17 protein-coding genes and 4 pseudogenes are annotated in these 21,191 nt (G+C 63.9%); 15 read left to right on the top strand and 6 right to left on the bottom strand.

The window, feature by feature from the left end; all coding sequences use genetic code 11:
- The first annotated feature begins 311 nt into the window (after positions 1–311).
- From AZOLI_RS18925 to AZOLI_RS18915, 3 genes are all read left to right on the top strand, one after another.
- A complete protein-coding gene (locus tag AZOLI_RS18925; RefSeq protein WP_014188738.1) occupies positions 312–749 on the top strand; it encodes a hypothetical protein in 438 nt (145 codons plus the stop codon).
- A gap of 115 nt (positions 750–864) precedes the next feature.
- Positions 865–1,659, top strand: a complete 795-nt coding sequence (locus AZOLI_RS18920) for a hypothetical protein (RefSeq protein WP_014188737.1) — start codon at positions 865–867, stop codon at positions 1,657–1,659.
- Positions 1,660–1,766: 107 nt separating this feature from the next.
- On the top strand, positions 1,767–2,417 hold the full coding sequence (locus AZOLI_RS18915) for a hypothetical protein (protein WP_044552128.1): 651 nt from the start codon (positions 1,767–1,769) through the stop codon (positions 2,415–2,417).
- A 269-nt stretch (positions 2,418–2,686) separates the two neighbouring features.
- Here AZOLI_RS18915 and AZOLI_RS18910 read toward each other — a convergent pair whose 3' ends face one another.
- The 6 genes and pseudogenes from AZOLI_RS18910 to AZOLI_RS32620 all read right to left on the bottom strand — a co-directional run.
- Complete coding sequence (locus AZOLI_RS18910; RefSeq protein ID WP_162488320.1) at positions 2,687–3,778, bottom strand: hypothetical protein; 1,092 nt, start codon at positions 3,776–3,778, stop codon at positions 2,687–2,689.
- A 135-nt stretch (positions 3,779–3,913) separates the two neighbouring features.
- Positions 3,914–4,432 carry a glycosyltransferase gene (locus tag AZOLI_RS18905; RefSeq protein ID WP_052315468.1) on the bottom strand — a complete coding sequence of 173 codons (519 nt, stop codon included), beginning with the start codon at positions 4,430–4,432 and terminating at the stop codon, positions 3,914–3,916.
- A 336-nt stretch (positions 4,433–4,768) separates the two neighbouring features.
- Positions 4,769–5,038 (bottom strand): hypothetical protein, encoded by a 270-nt coding sequence (locus AZOLI_RS18900; RefSeq protein ID WP_162488319.1) that lies wholly within the window; start codon positions 5,036–5,038, stop codon positions 4,769–4,771.
- Positions 5,039–5,230: 192 nt separating this feature from the next.
- Positions 5,231–7,705, bottom strand: a complete 2,475-nt coding sequence (locus tag AZOLI_RS18890; RefSeq protein WP_044552116.1) for a hypothetical protein — start codon at positions 7,703–7,705, stop codon at positions 5,231–5,233.
- 138 nt (positions 7,706–7,843) lie between these two features.
- Entirely contained in the window at positions 7,844–12,556 is a 4,713-nt protein-coding gene (locus AZOLI_RS18885) for an SIR2 family protein (protein WP_162488318.1), read from the bottom strand.
- Positions 12,557–13,096: 540 nt separating this feature from the next.
- Positions 13,097–13,252: pseudogene (locus AZOLI_RS32620) on the bottom strand (IS6 family transposase); the annotation flags it as partial.
- A 73-nt stretch (positions 13,253–13,325) separates the two neighbouring features.
- Between AZOLI_RS32620 and AZOLI_RS18880 the strand changes: the two are divergent.
- The 12 genes and pseudogenes from AZOLI_RS18880 to AZOLI_RS32610 all read left to right on the top strand — a co-directional run.
- A pseudogene (locus AZOLI_RS18880) lies at positions 13,326–13,475 on the top strand (transposase); the annotation flags it as partial.
- Positions 13,476–13,624: 149 nt separating this feature from the next.
- Positions 13,625–14,026: a winged helix-turn-helix domain-containing protein gene (locus tag AZOLI_RS18875; protein WP_162488317.1), complete on the top strand. Its 402-nt coding sequence runs from the start codon at positions 13,625–13,627 to the stop codon at positions 14,024–14,026.
- Positions 13,983–14,306, top strand: coding sequence for a helix-turn-helix domain-containing protein (locus AZOLI_RS33840; protein WP_081505989.1), 324 nt, complete (start codon positions 13,983–13,985; stop codon positions 14,304–14,306). The genes AZOLI_RS18875 and AZOLI_RS33840 overlap by 44 nt, the downstream gene beginning before the upstream one ends.
- Positions 14,252–14,860, top strand: a complete 609-nt coding sequence (locus AZOLI_RS18865; RefSeq protein WP_429725908.1) for an IS630 family transposase — start codon at positions 14,252–14,254, stop codon at positions 14,858–14,860. The genes AZOLI_RS33840 and AZOLI_RS18865 overlap by 55 nt, the downstream gene beginning before the upstream one ends.
- A 146-nt stretch (positions 14,861–15,006) precedes the next feature.
- A protein-coding gene (locus tag AZOLI_RS31400; protein WP_076611116.1) for an IS630-like element ISAli3 family transposase occupies positions 15,007–16,073 on the top strand; the annotation gives its coding sequence in 2 pieces (ribosomal slippage) (positions 15,007–15,493 and positions 15,493–16,073; 1,068 coding nt in all).
- Positions 16,074–16,113: 40 nt separating this feature from the next.
- Positions 16,114–16,963, top strand: a pseudogene (locus AZOLI_RS31395) (transposase); the annotation flags it as partial.
- Positions 16,964–17,039: 76 nt separating this feature from the next.
- Positions 17,040–17,189, top strand: a pseudogene (gene tnpA, locus AZOLI_RS33835) (IS66 family insertion sequence element accessory protein TnpA); the annotation flags it as partial.
- A gap of 42 nt (positions 17,190–17,231) precedes the next feature.
- Positions 17,232–17,615 carry an IS66-like element accessory protein TnpA gene (gene tnpA, locus AZOLI_RS33830; RefSeq protein ID WP_014188733.1) on the top strand — a complete coding sequence of 128 codons (384 nt, stop codon included), beginning with the start codon at positions 17,232–17,234 and terminating at the stop codon, positions 17,613–17,615.
- Complete coding sequence (tnpB, locus tag AZOLI_RS18840; RefSeq protein WP_044552105.1) at positions 17,615–17,968, top strand: IS66 family insertion sequence element accessory protein TnpB; 354 nt, start codon at positions 17,615–17,617, stop codon at positions 17,966–17,968. Before tnpA (AZOLI_RS33830) ends, tnpB begins: the two co-directional genes overlap by 1 nt.
- Before the next feature lie 69 nt (positions 17,969–18,037).
- Entirely contained in the window at positions 18,038–19,564 is a 1,527-nt protein-coding gene (locus AZOLI_RS18835; RefSeq protein WP_014188731.1) for an IS66-like element ISAli15 family transposase, read from the top strand.
- Positions 19,565–20,338: 774 nt separating this feature from the next.
- A complete protein-coding gene (locus AZOLI_RS32615) occupies positions 20,339–20,695 on the top strand; it encodes a hypothetical protein (RefSeq protein WP_162488314.1) in 357 nt (118 codons plus the stop codon).
- A gap of 49 nt (positions 20,696–20,744) precedes the next feature.
- Positions 20,745–21,188: a hypothetical protein gene (locus tag AZOLI_RS32610; protein WP_044552101.1), complete on the top strand. Its 444-nt coding sequence runs from the start codon at positions 20,745–20,747 to the stop codon at positions 21,186–21,188.
- Positions 21,189–21,191: the final 3 nt, after the last annotated feature.

Raw genomic sequence — 21,191 nt, 5'->3', positions numbered from 1 at the left:
AATTTGGCGCCTTTTAGCCCTCAGTCCTTTCTGCCATGAAGAGGTTGGAACAAACTCCCACCGTATTCACAAGAAGGTTCAACAAGTAATCATTTTGCATCTAAGCATACATACGAAAACATCAGAGTGTTAATTAGAAAACTAAATATAATAATCTTGAAAAATTGGAGATTCTTTCTTTGACTATCCAAAGCAATAATGTACAAGATCATGAGTTGCTTGTTTTCCAGAAACGGAATCGACATGCCAGGATATTCAAAGCCCTGACGTGCGACATGCAATAATTCTGAAATCGATATGACGGGTGCAAGATGAAACAGAATCTGCGCCGGACGCTGCTTGGGCTGGCCGCCATGACGACCATGGCCGTCGCCACCACGTCGGCGATGGCTGCGACCATGACGGTCTATGTGAAGAACGACACCACGTCGACGGTGGAGTTCCAGGCCGGCGGCGGTTTCCAGGGCGTTCCGTCGCCCAGTTTTCCGACGACCATCATTCCAAGCGGCACGACCGCCGCGATCAGCGTGACCAGCCCCTACCCGACCTCCACGGGCGGCAGCTTCTACTATCGCCGCCAGGACAATCTGAAGCGGTGCTTCTTCGTGCCGTCGCGTACCATGTCCGGCTCCGTCTGGAACTGGCCGACGACCAACGCGACCCCCAGCGCCACGGGCGTGAACTGCTCCGGCACCGCGAGCAGCGTCAGCAGCAACGGCAACTGGACCGCCAACTTCCGAATTTATTGATCGACCCATAACACAGCCTGCGGTACAGTATACAGGCTGTATCATTACTGATAAGTGGCATGGCTTGCCGGTACCTCAAGGCGCTGGCAAGTCGGCGGCAGCGGGAGAGTGACCGATGAACGTACTGAACTCCACGGGCACAAATCGGCAGCCACCTGTTCAGTTCGCCAACACGCCGCCCATCCCCAAGGGCACGTCAGAGGCAACGGGCGAAAGCGGCGGCTCCACCGGCAGTGCGCGCGACACCGCCGCGGTCGTCACGCTGTCGAAGACGGCCCAGACATCCCTCTCCGGTCAGGCCGCCGGGAAAAAGGATTTCGCGGCCGTCGCCAAGGACGCCCGGGCGACCATCGATGCCAAATACGCCGAGCTGGCCGCCCAGGGCAAGCCGATGGACTATATGCACGCGACGCAGGAGAGTTGGGACACCGTCTTCGGCGGACTGGACCGCCGCTCCCTCTACGCCATCGCCAGCAACAGCGACGGCAGCTTTTCGAAGGATGAACAGGATACCGCCCAGTCGATCATGTCCCAACAGCAAGGGCAGGCCATGATGGCCGCCGACCCGACGGGCAACAATCCCGCAGCCCGCTATCGCGCCGGAGCATCCTTTCTGGACGGCGTCAGCGACGAGGAGAAGACGTCCAACAACTGGGCCGTCCAACGTGCCGCCGTCCAGTTCGGGTATGAGCAGTCGATGCGCGACAGCGGCCAGGAACCCGATGCCCTCGACAGCGACAGCCCGCTGGTCCGCATGATCAAGGGCGCCCTGGACGGCCTGAAGGACAAGGCGCCCGGCGCCGTCGCCACCGGCGGCTATGTCAAGGATCTGAAGGATATGCCGCTGTTCCGCAACGGCGTGCCGCCGGTTGCGGCCGGTGCGGAAAGGCCGCTCGACATCAAGGCCTGATCGGCCGGACATGGATTGCCGGACATGGATTGCCGGGCTGGGATTGACGCAACGGGGGCTTGGTGCCGGTGAGGGGACGGGAGCGAACGGTCGGCTGCTGAACGGCCATGATTGTCCTGCTGGGCGCCGGGGCGGCACATGCCCAGATGCCGCCGGTGCGGTCCTACGTCGGAAGCGGCGCGACATCCGCGGAGCGTACGGACGCCGAACTTCCGGCCGCCGAACTTCCGGCCGATGAACCGGAGGTCCGGCTGACCCTGCCGGAAGCGGTGTATCTGGGCCTTCGCCGCAACCCTTCGGTTTGCGGTGCCTATCTCGAACGCGTTCTCGACCAGTTCGATCTGCATGTTGCGGAATCGCGCTTCTCCCCGGTCGGCTCCATCATCGGCTCCGTCGGGGTCGACCGCACGGGCTCCACCCGCACCGGCGCCGACGGGATCGCCCCGACCGTGCAGATGCTGATGCCGCTGGGCACCACCATCCAGTTCGGATGGGACATGCGCCAGCGCGGAAGCCGGCAGCCGGACAGCGGCACGATTGCGGGGATATCGGCCCTGAACGCATCGTTGGTCCAGCCGCTGTTGAAAGGAGCCGGCATCGACGCCGCGACGGCGCCGCTGCGCCAGGCCCGCCTGCAGGAACGCTATGCGCAGCTTCGGCTGAAGGCGACGGTGGCGGCCAGCGCGACCAGCGACAGGCAGGTCAGCGTCGCCATGCTGCCGGATGCGAGCACCCGATCATACACCTGCATCATGTAGAGCGAAGTGGTCAGCGCCAACAGGTTGATCGGCAGGCTGAAGGCGGCGGCCCACCCCAGCGCTGCACGGCACCGGGCCAGCGCCTGCGCCGGCTTGATGTCATCGGTCATGCGGAATTCCGGCTGGTCGGGCGGCGTCGCCGATGCGCTGCGTGCCGTCGCGCTCCGACGCCAGGGCTGGAGTGGCCGACAGGCCAATGTCGGCCATCAAAACACCCCTTCGGATTGCGTCACGTCCGGTCTCTTCAAATCCATGCCGGCGGAGATGGGTCAAACGATGGTGTCGGTCCGGCCGGTCCCGGCTCCGCTTCCGGCGGCTTTGTCGCCAGTCTTCAGCGCTTGGGTCAAGGCCGTCAGAACGCCATCGTTGCCGTTCTTGCCGGTCGCTGAAGTGCCCTGCCGGTCTGGTGTGTTTTCGGCGTTGGCTTTCAACAACGCCAGCATCGCGTCGTTTTCCGAAGTTTTCATCGTAGGGGCAGCCAGACCGCCCAACCCCGCATCCGTCCGTGATGTGGACAGCTGCGACGAGGCGTGCTTTGCCTTCATTGATGGGTCTGCGTTCGCCGCTGGCGTGCCGGAACTGGCGGAAGAGGTCCGTTGCACCCCACTCAGGTCGACGTCATTGACAGCCGCTTTTGCGGCACTCGTGTAGACTGACGTATCGAATCCGAGATCTATCAACTTGCTTAAGGATGTCGTATCAGATTTCGAGAAGAAATCACCGTCACCTTCATCCGAAAACAAGTTTGAGCTTTTAAGATCATTGACTGACCTCGCGATGTAGCTTTGGTCCTGGTTGTAATCCAGCTTCTCGAATTCACCGTTTTTACCGACAAAATCCTGCTCAAAGTTGGCCAGCGATTGGAAATCCTCTTTTGCTTTTGAAGTGGTCTCGTTGGAGTCCTCTGCTCCGGATTTCTCTAGATTCCTCATGAGATCGGTCGCACCGTCCATGAACTTCATCTGCTTGTTGTAGAGATCCTTTCGCACATCGCTGCCCGAGGCCGCCGGTCCGCCGTTCTCTTCCGATAACTTGTTCATATAGTGGCTTTGTACGGCTTCTTTACCGATGGCCCGCAAGCCGCCGACAACCTCTTCAGCCGTCATGACGCCGGCCTTGACATAGCCTTCCAGCATGCCACGCGCCTTGCCGTCCAACTTCTCGAAGACTTTGGCAGCAACACCCGTCAGCGCCTTGCCGAGCGGACTGACATCGACACTGTCCGCGCCTTGTGCCGAAGGGGCCGAAAAGGCTGTGGAAACCAGACTTTTGCCTGAACCGCCACCCGTGGTCACCGGCTTCCATGTTCCGGCCTGGCTGGCGGATACGGCTGAGAACAGGTTGTTCGGATTGAGAGACATGGCGATCCCCTGGGGTTTCGGCAGGTGAGGAAGAGTGGTCCGCACTCGAAATCAGCGTGCTTATTCTAACGATACTCGCCATAATGTGTTAATCGGTTCTTATATACCGTCCGAAATTTATTATTACTTTGAAATCTATGCATTCATGAGCTGTCTGAGCAGCCGCTGCTCGCGATCCAGGCAGATCGGCAGATCGTAGGAGTCGATGACGCTCTGCCGGGCAGCTTTGCGCAGGTCTGCGAAGGCGGCCGGTTCGGCCAGAATCTCTCCCACCCGATGGGCGATGGAACGCGAATCGAAGAAGTCGGTCAGAAGGCCGTTTTCGCCATGGCTGATCACCTCACGCACCGGACCGGTATCCGATCCCACGACAACGCATCCGGTCGCCATGGCTTCCAGCACCGACCAGGACAGGACGAAGGGATAGGTCAGATACACATGGACGCGGGAAAGCTGGAGAACGGAACGGTACCGGTCATAGGGCAGGCGGCCCAGGAAATGGACGCGGCCGGGGTCGACCGGCACCTCCCGCAGCATGGTTTCCCGCCATGTGCCTCCGTCCGCAGAGGAGGCGCCATAGCTGGTGCTGTCGTCACCCATGATCAGGATGACGGCGTCGGGGTGCTTGTCGAGGATGTGGGGGATCGCCCGCATGAAGGATGGAAAGCCGCGATAGGGTTGTGGACTATCCACCCAGGCGAGGCCGGGCTGCGCCTGTGCCCGAGCTTCTCCACGTCATAGGAGGTTGGGTGAGCGTGTCAGGCCGGACACAGGATCGAACAGGGTGCCGGCGATGATGGCCGCAATGCCGCGATTCTCATCTCTGCGGGCGCGCAAGCGGTTGTCAATGAGCGAACCATGGGTTGGATTCCGGAGGCCATGCCGCTTCGGGCAGACGCAAGTGCGGACCACCCTCTACGCACGCTCCGCGTCCCGCAGCAGCCCCTGCTCCCTGGTGCGGTCCAGCAGGTTCTTCACCGACGACCGACTTCAGCGCAGGCCGCCGCGCGGCGTGCGCTGCCCCATGCTTTGCAGCCGGCGGGCGATGCCGTCCAACGTAACGCCGGGTTCCGAGCGTGCCAAGCCGGCCACCATCAGAACGAGATCGCCGCTGTCGATCCGTTTGGGCGCCGCATCGAGAACCTCCTGACGCACCAGCCCCGCCGCCGCCAGCCGGCGCACCGCCCGGATCAGGCGTTTGGGCGTCCAGGGCTTGCCATCCCAGGGCCGGGTCCTGCCCTGCCCTTTCAAGGCCCGCACACCCCTGGTCCCGGCCCCGGCCATGCCGGCTCGGCTCGATCGCCTGGAGTTGGATTACGCCGCACTCGACACCATCATCGCCGACACCAACCGGGCCGTCGAACGGGTGCAGCGGCTGTTCAAGAACCGGTAACACGACCTCGGCGTTGGCCGTCCAAGGTTCCTCAGCGCCCGGAGATCGCAAAGTCGAGATCACCTCCGGGCCATCATGCGGGAGTGCCAGTCGAAGCATACGCCGGCGCTTTGGTCCACTGCCCACGGCACGCCGTCGATGGCAAGGCCGAGATCCCTCAGGTAGTCGGCGTTTCCCTTGCCGCGTTCAGGCTTGGTCTTATCCTGTTGGTCGCACCAGTCATTCCACATGTCGCGCAGCGAGCGCTCCGACAGGAACCAGCTCATGGCCGGATCGGCCCAGCGTTCCGCCTCGTCGCGGCTGCGCAGATTGAAGCGGATATGGGCGCCCTGCCCGGCCAGGACCTCGCGTTCCAGGCTGGCTCCGGCTGCGGTCCCGCGGCCCCCGCGGCTGGCCGCCAGTCCCATGGGCGGCGACAGCAGCTCCGGCGACAGTTTCATCGACCACCGCATGGCTTCGGCTTCATCGCCGATGGCCTCCACCAGGGGCGGACGACGTGTGCTTCCCTTGGGCAGAGGAGGAGGCGGGGCGTTCTTGATGACGAGAACCACGATGCGGACCCTGGACGGCATGTCGGGCACCTTCGCAGCCGCCCGGATCCCCGGCAGCAGGTCGAACAGGGTGGAAGCGCCAAGGGCTTCCACATAGCCGCCGTCAACGATGCGGTCGGCCTTGTGGCCGGACACCCAGATGGTGCCGGCCGGCGAAACATAAGGGAAGCGGGCGGAGTTGTGCACGGCCGTGCTGACCCGCACCGGCCGGTTGACGAGACAGTGGAAGTCGACCGTGTCCGGCAAATCGCTGGCATGCGAACCGCGCTCGGCACCGTCGAGGCCGGGACAGGGGGTGAGCAGCGCATCGCTGGTGACGATCCGCCGCCCGGTCTTGACCGAGGCCCCGTTCAGCAGCAGCAGCGGGCTCCAGCCGGGGCCGGACGGTCGGACGAAGGGCTTGTCGAACGCCCCCTTGGCTTCTTCCTTCATCCGGTCGTCCCAGGCCTGTTCCCACGCCTCTTCAAGCGCGGCAGCGCGGTCGGGCAACAGATTGCCGGGCAGCAACCAGTGCATCAGGTCGGTGTGGAACAGCCTGAAGAAGGTCGGCCCCAGGAAGTCGGTGCCCAGGATGGCCTGCGCGCAGCGGCCGAATCCCTCTGCCGGATGCCCGTCGCGATCCACGCAGGACGGCCCCTTGCCGCCGCCGGACAGCAAAAGCTGGCGGTAGACCGTGACGCCCAGCGACCCGCCGGAAACGCCGCTCAATGCGAAGATCCGCTTGTGGAATCCGGGATGCATGTCCTCCAGGTCGCCCAACACGGTCGCGGTCCAGAACGCCGACCGGCTGGCACCTCCTTCCGCCGCGACGAGGATCATGGGCTTTTCCCAGCAGTTCGTGAGGTTGGAACCGGGACCTGGGCAGGGAGCCTGAGCATACCACTCGTCGAACAGCGCCTTCAGGGTCTGGCGCGCCTCGGGTGCCGGCCCGCTGGCGGGCAAGAGCCGCACCTCGTGATGATCGTGACCCCAGAACTCGCCGATCCCGGCTCCGAATGTGGTGAGCACCAGCAACAGCAGCGTTACCGGCAGGCGCAGCCGCTCGCCCGGATAGGCGAGGAAGAAGCTGCTCGTCCCCACCCAGGCGGCAGCCGCCAGCATCAGCGCACCGCCGGGTCCGATGGCCGTTCCGACCGGCACCGGCGCCAGCAGACTGACGACGAAGCTGGCCAGCGTGAGCAGCAGCAGTATGGCCACAGCCCGGCGGGTGCCGGTTCCGATGTTCAGCCGCCACAGCAGACACAGCACCCCCGCCGCCGACGTGGTGACGAGAAGGCCGACCAGCAGCGGCCGGACAATCGGGGTCTCCGCAGGCAGGAACGCCGTAAGGGCCACCGCCACCACGGCGACCGACCAGGCGACCACCGCGATGCCGACCGTCTGGAGGGTGCCGGCCTTCGGCGACGGCCAGCCGGAAGGCATGCCGCTCCCCTGAAGCGCGGCGCCGGGCTGTTGGGCCAGCGTACCGGTGGCGTGCCGCGGCACACCATGCGCCCGCTGCAGGCCGGTCTGTCCGCGCGGTCCGCCCTGCTGCGCACCGTTGAGCCAGTATCGCCGCACCGCCGTCAGGGTGTAGAAGATCAGGCCGTTGCCCAGAAGGAATCCAGCCCACGGCAGCGTCTCCTCCCAGGGGCCGCAGAACAGCAGCGACGTCGCCACGGCAACGAACGGGCCGACGCCCAGCAGGCGCGGCAGCAGCGCATCGAGAAAATCCGAATAGTCGGACGGCGCCAGGATGTAGAGGCATTGGGGCATCGGCCGGGATGGCAGGTAGAACAACAGGCGGGTCCAGTACCAGGACTGGATCGCCCACGCCCAAAGCCCGGCCAGGAACCACAGCTTCCGGCCCGTGCCGCCTTCATCGGCGATCAGCGAATAGAGTACGTCCTGCGCCTGCCCGACCAGCAGCAGGACCACCCAGACGGCTAGCAAAACAAGGATGGTGAAGCGGGCCGGCCACAACAGCACGGCGACGATCTTCATCGCTTCCCACATGCACCCGAGAGATCGCAATCCCTTTCCGACCGACACAAGGAACGCCATGCCATCCTCCATACCAAGCACTTTCGTGATCCCGCGCCCGCACCGGTGTCCGGCATGAGAGCCGGCCATCAGGTCACGTCAGACGACCGTGGCCCCCGATCCTTTCGTGTCCGCTGCCAGGAAATAGCCGCAGGAGCGGGCCGTGCGACGCGCCGAAGCCAGCAGGCGCGCAGCGCCCTCGAGGTTGCCCTGCGCCCGGTAGATGCGGGACAGGAGTTCCGTCCCGGCAATCCGTCTGGGGACGAGATCGTTCAGGTTGGCAACGCGCAAGGCCTCCGTGACAAGGTCGGCCGGCAGGCGGGTCTCCCCCTGGCTCAGGAAGATTTCCGCCCGGATGCGCAGCAGGTCGACCTTGAGCCGTGGCATGTCCATGCGGTCGGCATACGCCTCCGCCGAATCGAGACCGGGAAGCAGTTCCGCCAGGCCCGCGCCGCGGGCCAGGCCAAGCCGCGCCTCCGACACCTGGGCAAGGTGGATGAAATCGGAAAATCCTCCGGCCTCGGCCGCCTGCACGGCAGCGTCCAGTTCGCGGCGCGCGTCGTCCGTGCGGCCCATCTTGCACAGCATGTGGGCACGGTACCGCCGCAGCTGGCTGGTCGGACGAAGATGGTGGAGGGCATCAAGCCCCCTCAAGGCATCGCGGAACAGCAGGTCGGCCTCATCGTAGCGCCCGGCCAGATGCTCGACCTGCCCCAGATAGCCACGGGCGAGAGCGCGCAGAAGAAGTTCCTCGTCCGGCGCCTGCTGTACCTCGCGGAAGATCCGACGTGCCACTTCCAGACGCCCCATGTCCATCGCGCACAGGCCGCGATTCAGCAGGATGCGCCGGTACATGGCGCCGCCGGGTTCGCCCTCGGCCATCCGGTTGGCCCGGACGGCCCGGGCGAAATAGCTTTCCGCCTCGCGGCAGCATCCCTGCGCCAGCGCGAACACGCCGACTTCGTTCAGCAGCCAGACCGTCTCGTCGGCATAGAACGGCGGCGGGGTTTCCACCAGGTTGTGCGGACTGTCGCTGATCAGGGCGGCGTGCAGCATCCATCGCAGCACGAGCTTGTGGTGTTCGAGGCAGCCCATCCCGCGCGTTCTGACCGGAAGGGCGCTGGTATCGCCAAGACGTGACACGATGCCCAGCGTCAGGAGCGTCCGGACGATGCCCAGCGAGGCGCGCAGGCTCTTGAACCGGACGGCGGCGGGCATCGGGGGCGAACCGGCTTTCTCAGGTCTGCCCGAGGGTTCGGGATATTCGGTCAGTCCATCGACGAGTTCATAGAGGAAGACGTAGGCATTGGCGTGCAGCTGCGGCAGGCTGCTTGCCTGGCTGCCATACAGCGTCGGCGTGAAGTAGAGAAACTCTACAGGCTCCATAACCTGCGAGCCAAGCTTGCGATATACGTAGTATTGGACCGACCGATGCAGCTGGTAACGTTTTTCCTGATTTGGATCTTTCTTGCTTTTCGCACGAATATCATGATTGTCGATCTTTAATATGAGATAATCCAAAGCCAAGCACTTCAGGGCATCTTTCACCACGTCGTCGATAATATCCTGCCCGACGGCGGAACCGTCTGCATCCCCCGCTCTCTCATGCCTCCTCCAGGCGCGCTCCGCCAGCGCCTTCACCTGGGGACACCGCGCAAGGACCAACGCTCCGGCCGGTATCGAAATCAAGGCAAGATGGCGGATCAGGGCTTCGTGCAGGAACGGATCTTCCGCAGGCTTCTTCCCGGCCCGCTCTTCCCGGACGTCAAACACCTGGTCGAGCAAATCATGGAGGGGACGCGGGGTGCCGTCCTCGTCTTCCGCCGGGATTCCGGAAGGGGCGGGGTTTTGCGAGCAGCTCTCCCGCAGCCGCTTCAGGATGATCTCGGCGTAGCTTTGGACCGGGCCGGAGCCGCCATGCTGCCGCCGTCGGTCACGGAGCCTGATCAGCACATCGGCGTTGGTCACCGCTGCATCCGAAAGGAATGACCCGCCGGCGGGATCGACGGCTGTAACCTTGAGCGGTGAGATCGGCCTTTCATAGCGATGCCGGCACATGTCCGCTCCGGATGTCTTGGGACCTGCCGTGCCGCCGGCCGGCGGGTCCGTGCCTGTCTGCTCCTCGATGAAATCGGGGAGGCGGCTGTCGCGAACCATGACGACGAAGTCTATCGGCGCGTCCGTCGCCTCGCTGAACAGAAGGCGCATCACCTCGCGGATTTCCGCGTTCTTCGCCTCGCCGTTTGCGTGAAACAGCATGTCGAAGGCATTGAAACCGATCAGCAGCCGCTCACCGGTTGGCCATTCCGACGCCAATTTCAATGCCGCGGCGAGACGGTCCAGGCGCCGCATCGCGGTATAGCCCGGCCCGACGCCGCCTCCCAAGGGATCCGCTTCGCTAAGGAGCTTGCTTCTGGACTCACCGAACCGGTCGGGCCAGAGCAGGAAGTCGATCAAGGCATCCCAGACCGATGCCACTTCGCAGGAAAAGCTGAAACCTGCGAAGAAGTGTGCCTTGTACAGAGCACCTTCCTCCGGCTGCTCGGCCATGGTCTGGATCAGGCGCGAGAAGATGCTCCCCTTCCCGGCGCCGACGCCGCCGGAAACGACCAGGATCCTGCGCCCAGGGTAATTGCGGTCCCTTTGCGCCAGGAAGCCAGCCACCGAACCGCCATCGGCCGCATGCTCGGTCATGGACGAGAAGTGGCGGACCCATGTGCGGCATTTGAACGGACGGGCGCCCCGCGACGGGATAGGCTGGTAGCGGATGTACTGCCCGCGCGCTTCGGGATCCCGGTTCCATTCAGTCCGCCAGACACCATACAAGCGCTGCACCTCGATCAGGGCGGCGTTGAAGGCGGCCGTCCTGATCGCGGTTTCCGTCCGCATGGCCGCGGTAAGAAGAACCTTCTTCAGAGCGTCCCTGATGTGTCGATCCGGCAGGTTCGGCAGCACGTCCGTCGCAATGTCCGCGATGTGCCTGGCCAGTTCCTTCAGGTGCCCGTCGTCATGATCCAGGTCAGGCAGCCTGCCTGCGGGGGGGACCGTCACCGGGGACCTGTCGATCGCCTGTTTGATGGTTTTCATCGTATCGAGGCACTGGAAGAGCTTTTGCCTGGACTGGGGGGTGAAGCCCTCCGTGCCATAATGCAGGATGCAAATGCGGTGACGGTTACCGGCCGCCAGCGTTTTCGCGTCGCACGCCGGGGGTTCGTGCTGTGCCGGCATCAGCGCCAGCACGGGCGGGTTGGAGTCGGATGACAGGGCCAGAAGCTCGCGCAGCGGGCGCAGCAGGTCGGCCTCGCTTAGCCCGACACCGAGAAAAAGGACAGGATTTCCGCCGAACAGAATGGACAATCCCCGCCGGTAGGTTTCCGCGGAGTGGGTCTTGTCGATATAGATGTCGCGGTAGTCCCGCTCAGTCACCACGATCCGGGAATCGCGCGTCGCACGCCCGTGCAGATGCACGACCTGCGCGACATATTCGTCGGAGGATAATGCGAACCCGATCAGATCGGCCGCCCCGACGCCGTCGAGCGCGATGTCGCGGGCCTGTTCGCCGAGGGCGCCGACCCGTTCCCTGCCGTCCTGAAGGGCACCGCCGGAGGGCGTCTTCGGTTCGAAGCCGAAATCCTTCAGATAGCGTTCCAGTTCGAGGTCGTAATTCGTGGTCGCGAAGCGGCGGATGTGCAGCCTCTTCGTCAGCGTGTTGATCGGATCCCTTGCAGGCTCGACGAACGCCGCGCGGCCACACTCGCCGATCGGCGACCGGCTGATCATGGCGTCCACCACGGCCTTGACGATGGTCTGATGTTGATCGTCGCAGGCCCGGACGAGGTCGAGGGCCAGGGACAAAGCGTAATACAGCGTCGGGTGAACGGTGCCGACCTGCTTCTCGTCACTGGTCTCAACCGCCTTCGTCATCACGTCGACGATGCCGGCGGCATGCCGCAGCAATTCCGCCACAACGGAATCGCCGGCCGATGGGCCGTGCTGCGTCGCCCTTCGATTGATGGCGGTCTTTCCGGTGGCCCCCTCGATAGCCTTCTTTATGCTGTTCAGTATGTCGCTCCGAAAGAAGGCCAGGTGCGGGCGCAGGTCGGTCAGCGCGGCACGGTCGAGCGGCGAAGGTCTCCAGACATCCTCGAATATCTTCTGCCAAGCCGTGGCCTGATCATCGGGTGGATTGGAATCCTGGCACTTCCGGCTGATCAGGTCATAGAGGTCGCATTCGATCCCTTTTTTGGGTTTCTTTCTGTTCCCGGACGCCTTCACCTCCATCTCGCCCTGCAGGATGCGGCGGACGTGAGCGCACTCGTCCACCGTTTCCTGCTTGATCGCTTCCTGGAAGCAGGCTCGCGCGAACTCCTGCCTGCCGAGCTTCTTCGCCTCCGTCAGGAACGCTTCGCCGATACCGAATTTGGATTGGGCCAGGTCGGAGATGCAGTTTTCATCAAGGGCGGTCCAGACCTGCTCACACAGGTCGAGAAGAAGCTGCTGATCGCCTTGGCCTGATTCGAGCGACTTTCGATGAAAGTCAAAGCGATTTCCGAACGTCTCGGTGTCAAATTGTCCAGGATGCGCCTTCAGAAAGGACTGGACCGCTTTGGCGTGGGTCAATGCAAGATCGGTCCAGGACATCCGCCCATAAGACATCGAACTGCCGGAACCGAGAAACGCGACGAGGTTCCTGGTCTTCAAAGCCCAGTAGAGCATTGACTGACCACGTCTTTCGATCGCCTGTGGGTCGGTCCAGTCCGAATCGGAGTCATTAAGACATGGCCAATACCCCTCGCGGTCCAAAGAAGGCATCGAGTGCTCCCTCAATGAAATCTAAAAAGAAAGACTTCTCGCGCAACTGACGGCAGTCAATATGAGTTTTCATAATTTACAGGTATTCATTACAGGAACAAAGATGATTAATGAATACATTTGTAGTTTTCGTCACCGATGAAGGCGTGTCGATCTGGACGGTGCCGGTGAAATAATCTTCGGGATCTTTCTTCGAGGGCTACGAGCCGCTGCGCCTGATGTCCACCCTCGTCGTCCTGCTAATGGTATCATTCACCAAGACCGACTTCCGCGACGCCCAACGCCCCTCGCCGCTTCGCTTAGGGTGACCAAGGTGCAAGCCCGTCGCCGCTTCCCCCCTGGATGGCCTCATGTCTGAACTCGGGCACACCGACAGCTAATGAAGTCGTTGCAGAAATCCGGGTGAAACCGAAGGCGGTACGCGGCACAGGCGTAACGCGCGTCGTGAATCCAGGACCCGCCGCGAAGGACGCGCTCGGCGTCGGGGCTTTGTCACGGCAACCGAGGCGGCAAATGGAAGGTGCGAAATCCGCAACTGGTTCATGCTGCAGCGGTCGCGGCCTGCCGGTCGGCCACGGCCTGTGCCCGGAAGGTGCGAAGGGTGCGGCGGGAGACCAGGTGACGTTGAAGGTTGAAGGTGTTGTAGACGGCGACATGAAGAGAGACGAAGCGCTGGGCGGAACCCATTGATTTGAACCGCTGCATCTTGATCTTGCCCCGGTTCGGTGGACACCTCAGCCAAGCTCCGAGCGGAGCGGGAGGGTGTCTGATGACGAAGACAAGGCGATCCTTCACGGACGAGTTCAAGCGTGAGGCTGTAGCCCTGCTGGAAGGGAGCGGCCGGCCGCTGGAGCATGTGGCGCGGGAGTTAGGCCTGCAGGCTTCGGTGCTGCGGAACTGGCGGCGGGTAGTCCAAGGCCACCGGGAGGTGTTCGCCTACATCGAAACCTACTGAAATCGCCAACGCGCCCACTCGGCCATCGGATACATCACCCCCGAAAAGGCCGAGCTAAGATCTGCGTGAACCCGTGTCCACCGAACCGGGGCAAGATCAGTGCCGACATCTACATGGTCAAGCACACCTCGTTGCGGGAGATCGAGGCGGCGATCAACAGCCTGCTCCGCCGTATCCAGGAACCGTCTCACCGGACAAAGCCGTCCCCCCCCCGGCCCTGGGTCCTTCACCGGCCGAGCTGGAGCCTGATCGCTCCCGATCTCAGCGCGGTGAAGCTGACCGCCACCGAAGTGGCATTTCTGACCGTGCTGATGAACACCATCAACGAGACCTGCCTGCGCGACGACTTAGTCCACGCCATGGCCCGCCGCTACACCACCTTCGACAACCGCCACCTCGACGCGGTGGTCAGCCGCCTGCGCCGCAAAATCGCCAAATCCACCGATCTCCCCTCGCCGATCAAGGTGATCTATGGCACCGGCTATGCCTTCACCAGCCCTGGACGGATCGACTGATACCTGTGAGCGGAGCCACTGCTTCACTGAGGGGGAATCCCAAGGCTGGCAAATCGTGATTCGATTCCTCATTGCGATGGGGAGGAGCGAATGCCAGCGGCGTTGCCGATCCTGTGCGAGGGTGATCGCCGAGCGCTTCGCCAAGACGCTGCACCCGGCCAGCCTGTCGCGCATCGTGCGCCGGCTGAACCTGTCGAAGCAGAAGACGCGGCCCCGCCATCCGCAATCCGACGCCAATGCCCAGGCTGCCTTCCAAAAAAGGGGCTGCGCGAAGCCCTGAAGGCCGCGGCAGCCGAACACCTTGAACGCCGCCTCCAGCTCCGGTGCCAGGACGAAGCGCGCATCGGCCAGAATGGCCGCACCGCGCACCGCTGGTGGGAGCGCGGGCAGTGTCCGGCCGGGCTGTGCGACAAGCGCTTCACCTCAGCCTACCTCTGCGCCGCCGCCTGCCCAGCAACCGGTGCCGACTTCGCGCTGGTGATGCCGACCGTCTCCACCACCGCCATGAGCCTGTTCCTGGACGGCTTCTCCCGAAGCCTGGAACCAGACGTCCAGGCGGTGCTCGTTCTCGACCAGGCCGGCTGGCATGGATCGCCGACGCTGGTCGTGCCGGACAACATCACGCTGGTGCCGCTGCCGCCCTACAGTCCGGAGTTGAACCCGGTCGAGCGAGGCTGGCTGTACCTGCGCGAGCGCTTTCTGTCCCACCCGCTCCTGGACGACTACGACGCCGTCGTCCAGGCCTGCTGTAACGCCTGGAGCGCCCTCACCGCCACACCGGAGCGCCTACGCTCCCTCACCAGCTATCCGCGGCTCCCATGTGTCAACGCTTAAGCGCGGCGGTACCCTCCGTGCCAATGACGGTGAGACATCATCTCCCCGGAAGTTTAATACCAGCGGCTTTGAAGTGTGACTCGTCACGGTGGATTCCCTTTTGGTCCGCCCTGTGATTCGCTGCCAGCTCTCGGAAGGAGGCGGGTATGGCGGCGATTGCGATCACGCGGCTGGAGCTGAGTTCAGCGGAGTTGCGCCAGCGGGCGGTGCGTTTTGGCGATCCGGATGTAGCGCGGCGCCTTCTCGCCCTAGCTCTGGTTTTGGAGGGGCGATCTCGCGAGGACGCCGCGCGGTCTTGCGGGATGGATCGGCAAACGTTGCGGGATTGGGTTCACCGCTACAACGCCCAAGGCGTGGCGGGGCTGCGGGATCGTAAGGCACCGGGAGCCAAGCCGAAGCTGTCGGCGGAGCAGGAAGCGGAGGTGGCGTCCTGGGTCCGCTCCGGTCCGGACCTCGCCGAGGATGGCGTGGTTCGGTGGCGGCGGTGCGATCTGGCCCGCAAGATCGAGCGCCGGTTCGGCGTGGTGCTGGCCGAGCGCAGCGTTGGCGGGCTGTTGCGCCGTCTGGGGTTCCGTCGCCTGTCGGTGCGCCCCCAGCATCCTCAGCAGGATGGCGAGGCGCTCGAGGCTCACAAAAAAACTTTGCCGCTCTGGTTGCCGGCGCCCTCCCCGACACCGCCCGCGGCAAGCCGCTGGAGCTCTGGTGGCAGGACGAAGCCCGGGTCGGCCAGCAAGGGACCCTGACCCGGGTGTGGGCCGCCAAGGGCAGCCGGCCACGCGCGCCCCGCGACCAGCGCCATAGCTGGGCCTACCTGTTCGGCGCCGTCTGCCCGAGCCGTGGCGCCGCCGCGGCCTTGGTCCTGCCCAAGGCCAACGCCGCGGCAATGACCCTGCACATGGCCGAGATCAGCGGCCAAGTGAGCGACGGCCACCATGCGGTGCTCATCCTCGACGGCGCAGGCTGGCACCAGCCGGGCGACAAGCTGGTCGTGCCCGAAAACATCAGCCTTCTGCATCTCCCGCCCTATTGCCCGGAACTCAATCCGGTCGAAAACATCTGGCAGTTCCTGCGACAGAACCACCTCAGCCATCGCGTCTTCGATTCCTATGCCGCCATCGTCGAGGCCTGCTGCGAGGCGTGGAACGCTCTCGCCCAGGCACCCGAAATCATTCGCTCAATCGCCTCACGCTCGTGGGCAGCGGTCAATGTCTAAAGCCGCTGGTATAAGATCGAGGGCGTAGGAAATTCATTTCGTGGTCATGCCCAACAAGACGCCCTTGCCAGCGGTTGAAGCTGGCGCCGTCCCTGACGCAGGAGAGAAACCGCGGGTTGTCGCCGCGCCTGCTGCAGTCTCCCCGGAATTGTCGGTTCGCCCGAAACGCCGCACCTTCACGGCGGCGGAGAAGCTGCGGATCCTGGCCGAGACGGATCGGGCGGCGGGCACCGGCGGGATCGCGGCCATCCTGCGCCGGGAAGGTCTGTACTCGTCGGCCCTGACCGACTGGCGCCGGCAACGCGACGCCGGCGCCTTCGAGCCGCTCAAGCCGCTCAAGCGCGGACCGAAGGCAGCGCCCGCCCACCCGCTGGAGGCGGAGCTGACCAAGGCCCGCCAGGACATTGCTCGTCTCCAGCGCCGCCTGGAGCGGGCCGAGGCGGTCATCGATGTCCAAAAAAATTCTCGGCCCTTCTGGGGATTGCCTTGCCTCCCGCCGACAGCGACGAGACACCGCGATGAGCGCGGTTGCCGCCTTGCCGCCTGGCCGCGGTCTTGTGAGCGCGGCCTGCGCCGTCGTGAGCGTCGCCCGCGCCGGCCTCCATCGGCATCGAACCCGGCTCGCCGGCCGGGAGCCGGCGCCGCCCCCCCGACCTCGCCCGCCCCGGGCGCTTGCGGCTCAGGAATGCCAGACGGTGCTCGCCCTTTTGCGCGAGCCGCGCTTCGTCGATCTGGCACCGGCGGAGGTCTATGCCACCCTGCTCGATGAAGGCGTCTATCATTGCTCCATCCGCACCATGTACCGCCTGTTGGCCGGGCATGACGAGGTTCGGGAGCGTCGCGACCAGCTCCGTCATCCGGTCTATCGGAAGCCCGAGTTGCTGGGTAAGCGTTGCGTGACGACACATCCGACATGACCCTGGTTCATGAAATATTCCGCTGGTCGCAGCTCAGCGGGGTAAGAGGATGTCGGGTCAGGATCTTGAGAGCTCTTGGCGCGGTCATGTCGAGGTCTGGAAGGGTAGCGGACTGACGCTGAAAGCCTATGCTGAAGCCCATGGCATTGGGCGGTGGGCTCTGGGGCGGTGGTCGCGCCGCTTTGCCGCTGCGCAGGAGGTGAGCGCTCGCCGTCATAGGGATAGTCCTGGTGCTGTCCCTATGACGGCGAGCGCTCCCTTGGTGATGGAGATCGTCGAGGCGGCCCCCCGCCGGCGGTATTGGTCACAGGCGGAGAAAGAGCAGCTGGTGGCGGAAACCTGCGAGCCTGGCGTGAGCGTGTCGCTGGTCGCCCGCCGGCGCGGGGTCGATCCCAGCCAGCTGTTCCGCTGGCGCCGCCGGATGCTCACTCCGGCCGAGCCGACGCCCATCTTCGCGCCGGTGGAGGTGGCGGACACCACGTCCGCTCTTCCCCTCACGCCGCCAACTCCATGCGGTGCCGGCATGATCGAGATCGAGTTGGCCGGCGGACGGCGGCTGCGGGTCGGGCGGGATGTCGATGCCGAAGCATTGCGCCGGGTGATCAGCGTGCTGGAGCGGCCATGATGCTGTCGATCCCGGCCGGTGTGCGCATTTACCTGGCGCTGGAGCCCTGCGACATGCGCCGCGGCTTCGACGGACTGGCCCTGCTGGTGCAGCAGGCGCTGGGCAAGGATCCGTTCTGCGGCCACCTCTACATCTTCCGAGGGAAAGGGGCTGGACGCGTGAAAATTCTCTACGCCGATCAGAACGGCATGTGCCTGTTCGCCAAGAGGCTGGAGCGTGGCCGTTTCGTTTGGCCAACGACGCGGACGCCGGGCGGCACGGTGGTACTGACGCCGGCGGAGTTATCCCTGCTTCTGGAGGGGCTGGACTGGCGTCACACCGTGCCGGTGTCGCGGCCGACCGCAGCGGGATGAATGGAAGAAAAAGTGAGGAAAACCGGGGGCTTGGCTGGCCTGAGACCGTGAGCCGAGGTACAATCGGCCATGCGCTTCGACCTCGACAACCTGCCCGCCGATCCGGCCCTGCTGCAGCAGATGGTGCGCGATTTGGCCGAGGTTGTGGAGCGCCAGAAAGCCGATCTGGCGGAGTTGGAGGCTCTGCGTCAGCAACTCCGGCAGATGCAGCGCACCGTCTTCGGGCGCCGCTCCGAACGGCTCGATCCCGATCAGCTCGATCTCGGGTTGGAGGAGCTGGAGGCGGACATCGCCCGGGTCGAGGCCAAACTCGCAGCCCCTGAACTGGAACCGTCGGCCCCTGCGGAACCGCCCAGCCGTGGCCGCGACTTGCCCGATGATCTGCCGCATCACGATCTCACGCTCGAGCCGCCCGGGCTGGAGTCCGGCGCCGGGGTTTGCCCCTGCTGCGGCGGGGCTTTGCATGAGGCCGGCGAGACGGTGGCCCGGATGATCGACTACGTGCCGGCCCAGGTGCGGGTGCTGCGCATCCGCCGGCCCAAATACGCCTGCCGCGGCTGCGGCTCGCTGCATCAGGCGCCGGCTCCGGAGAAGCCGATCGCCAAAGGCATGGCGACGCCGGCGATGCTGGCGCACGTCATCACCAGCCGCTACTGCGATCATCTGCCCTTCTACCGCCAGGCGCAGATCCTGGCCCGCAACGGCTTCCCCGTCGACCGCTCGGTTCTGGCGGGCTGGGCGGGACAGGCGTGCTGGTGGCTGGAGGCGCTGCATGAGGAGCTGGCCAAGGCCCTGTTCGCCTCGGCCAAGCTGTTCGCCGACGACACGCCAATGCCGACGCTGGCGCCGGGAACCGGGCGGGTGAAGACCGGACGGCTGTGGGCTTATGCCCGCGATGACCGGCCCTGGCAGGGGCTGGACCCGCCGGCGGTGATTTACGCCTACACCAGCGATCGCAAAGGCGAACGCCCAGCTGCCCATCTGCGGGAGTTCCGCGGGGTGCTGCAGGTGGACGGTTATGCCGGGTTCGAACGGCTGGCTGCCAGCAACCGGGTCGTGCTGGCGGCGTGCTGGAGCCATGCGCGTCGACGCTTCTACGACTTGGCCGAGGCCGGCTCGCCGGCCGCCGCCGAGGCGCTGCGCCGCATCGCCCGGCTCTACGCGATCGAGGAGCGCATCCGCGGCCGCACGGCCGATGAGCGCCGGCAGCTTCGGCAAGCCGAAGCCGCTTCCCAGGTGGCGGAGCTGAAGGCGTGGCTGGAGCACGAACTTCCCCGCCTGCCGGGCCGCTCCAAGCTGGCCGAGGCGATCCGCTATGCGCTCGGCCGCTGGAAGGCGCTGTGCGTCTACCTGGATGACGGCCGGGTGGAGATGGATACCAACACGGTGGAGCGCTGCATCAGACCGGTAGCCCTTGGCCGGAAGAATAGCCTCTTCGCCGGCTCGGAGGGCGGCGGCCATCGCTGGGCGGTGATCGCCTCGCTGGTTGAGACCTGCAAGCTCAACGCTGTCGAGCCGTTCGCCTACCTGCGCGACGTCCTGGAGCGCATGGTGAACGGCTACCCCGCCGCACGCCTCGCCGATATCCTCCCCTGAAACTGGAAGCCCGCCGTCAACGCCTGATCCGGTGCAATCACGCCCCGCTTACCGAGGGCAAGGGGCTGGCGATCGTGCTGCGCGGCGATCTGGCGGCGCTGCTGAGCTTTGCGACGAACACGAAGAAGCCCGGCCTCCGTCGGGAGACCGGGCTTGTCTGCGATCGAGGATCGCAAGCATCGTTTGGTTGCGGGGGCACGCAACCAACGATTCTTGCGATTGGTTCAGGCTCAAATTCCCAAGCTCGCGGCATGAAACAACCATATGCACCCAACCATCGCCATGGGGGGAGAGGGCGTAAGTCAGCGCCTATGCGCCTTCATGGGGGTGACGGGCCAAAAGATCAATCTTCAATGCCTATGGTATGATTAAAAATCTGAAATATGATGATGACACGGTTCAGATCAGCGCTTCTCGCCGTGCTCTTTGAGTCCTGATAGAAAACATTCCAAAATAAAACTGCGGAACCTGCTCATAATATACTGTGAATTGACCTATCAAATACAAAAATTACTGGGGTAATTTCCTTGTAATTGGTTTTTACAGCCAAACCGATAAATTAGTGCACGGCTAAAATCATTAACAACTAATAAGGGATATTTCCTAGAAATGCCCTTTATGGGAGATTTTTTATATGATTAACGCCATTTGTTATGACACAGCATGGCTGAATGAATTCGAGGTTGTTTTTTATGCAAACTTACGGTAGCTTCTTGTTGTATGTCCGCCAGATTCAGACACGCAACCTCATTTATGGAATGACGAGGACAACCTATGACCAATACCAGCCCGATCACCGCAGTTAATTATCTCGGGTCATTGACTTGGAACGTTACGATCGATCCGACCAACAGTTATGGAAATTCTGCGACCCTCATATCGTCGCTCAATAATGTTCAGGTCGGAATTTTCAAATTCTCCCCGGGCTTTAACCAGTGGCAGGTGACGAATGCCCAGGTCGGCACTACGACGGTCAGCTATCTTGCCACCTACGCGCCGCCCACCGGCGCCAATGTCGGCACGATCGTCATTTCCTCCGGAGTTTTGACGGTAAACGGGCAGCCGAACACCTCGTTTGCCGGAACGATCTTCTCATGGGCCAGCGACGGCACCCTCTACATTCCCACCTGACGTCACGCAGCCATCCGTCTATTTCCACAGGTGACGCCAGGAAGAGGCCATGGCCATGACGCGACGATGGGCTCCTGCGGTTCTGGGGGTGATCCTCGCAACGCTCGGGCCGATCGAGATCGCTCCAATCGGCATGGGGCCGGCTGGACGGGCTTGGGCGGCAACCGCCGTGCCGACCATAGCCCAGCCGGTCGCCCTTGGCCCCCTGGCCATCACCAGCTCCGTGGACTCGGACAACCGCACGGCCACGGTGGTCATCCAGTTGCAAAACCAGGTCGTGGCCGCGGCCTCCTTAACCGCCTCGGTTCCTCGATACAGCTTCGACGTAATCGTGGGCACTAGTTCGGCCAAGGGCATGGTGACGGCGGCGTTCATGCCCCCCGGCCAGTTGTCGTCGGTCGGCGCCGATGTGGTGATCTCGACCGCCGGCCAGCCGGATCAGCCTTTCCGAGGCGGGCTGTTCTACTGGTCGATCCCGGCTGAAGGGCCGTGATGC

The organism is Azospirillum lipoferum 4B, from assembly GCF_000283655.1.
GTDB classification, from domain to species: Bacteria; Pseudomonadota; Alphaproteobacteria; order Azospirillales; family Azospirillaceae; genus Azospirillum; species Azospirillum lipoferum_C.
This window is presented reverse-complemented; position numbering and strand designations above follow the sequence as displayed.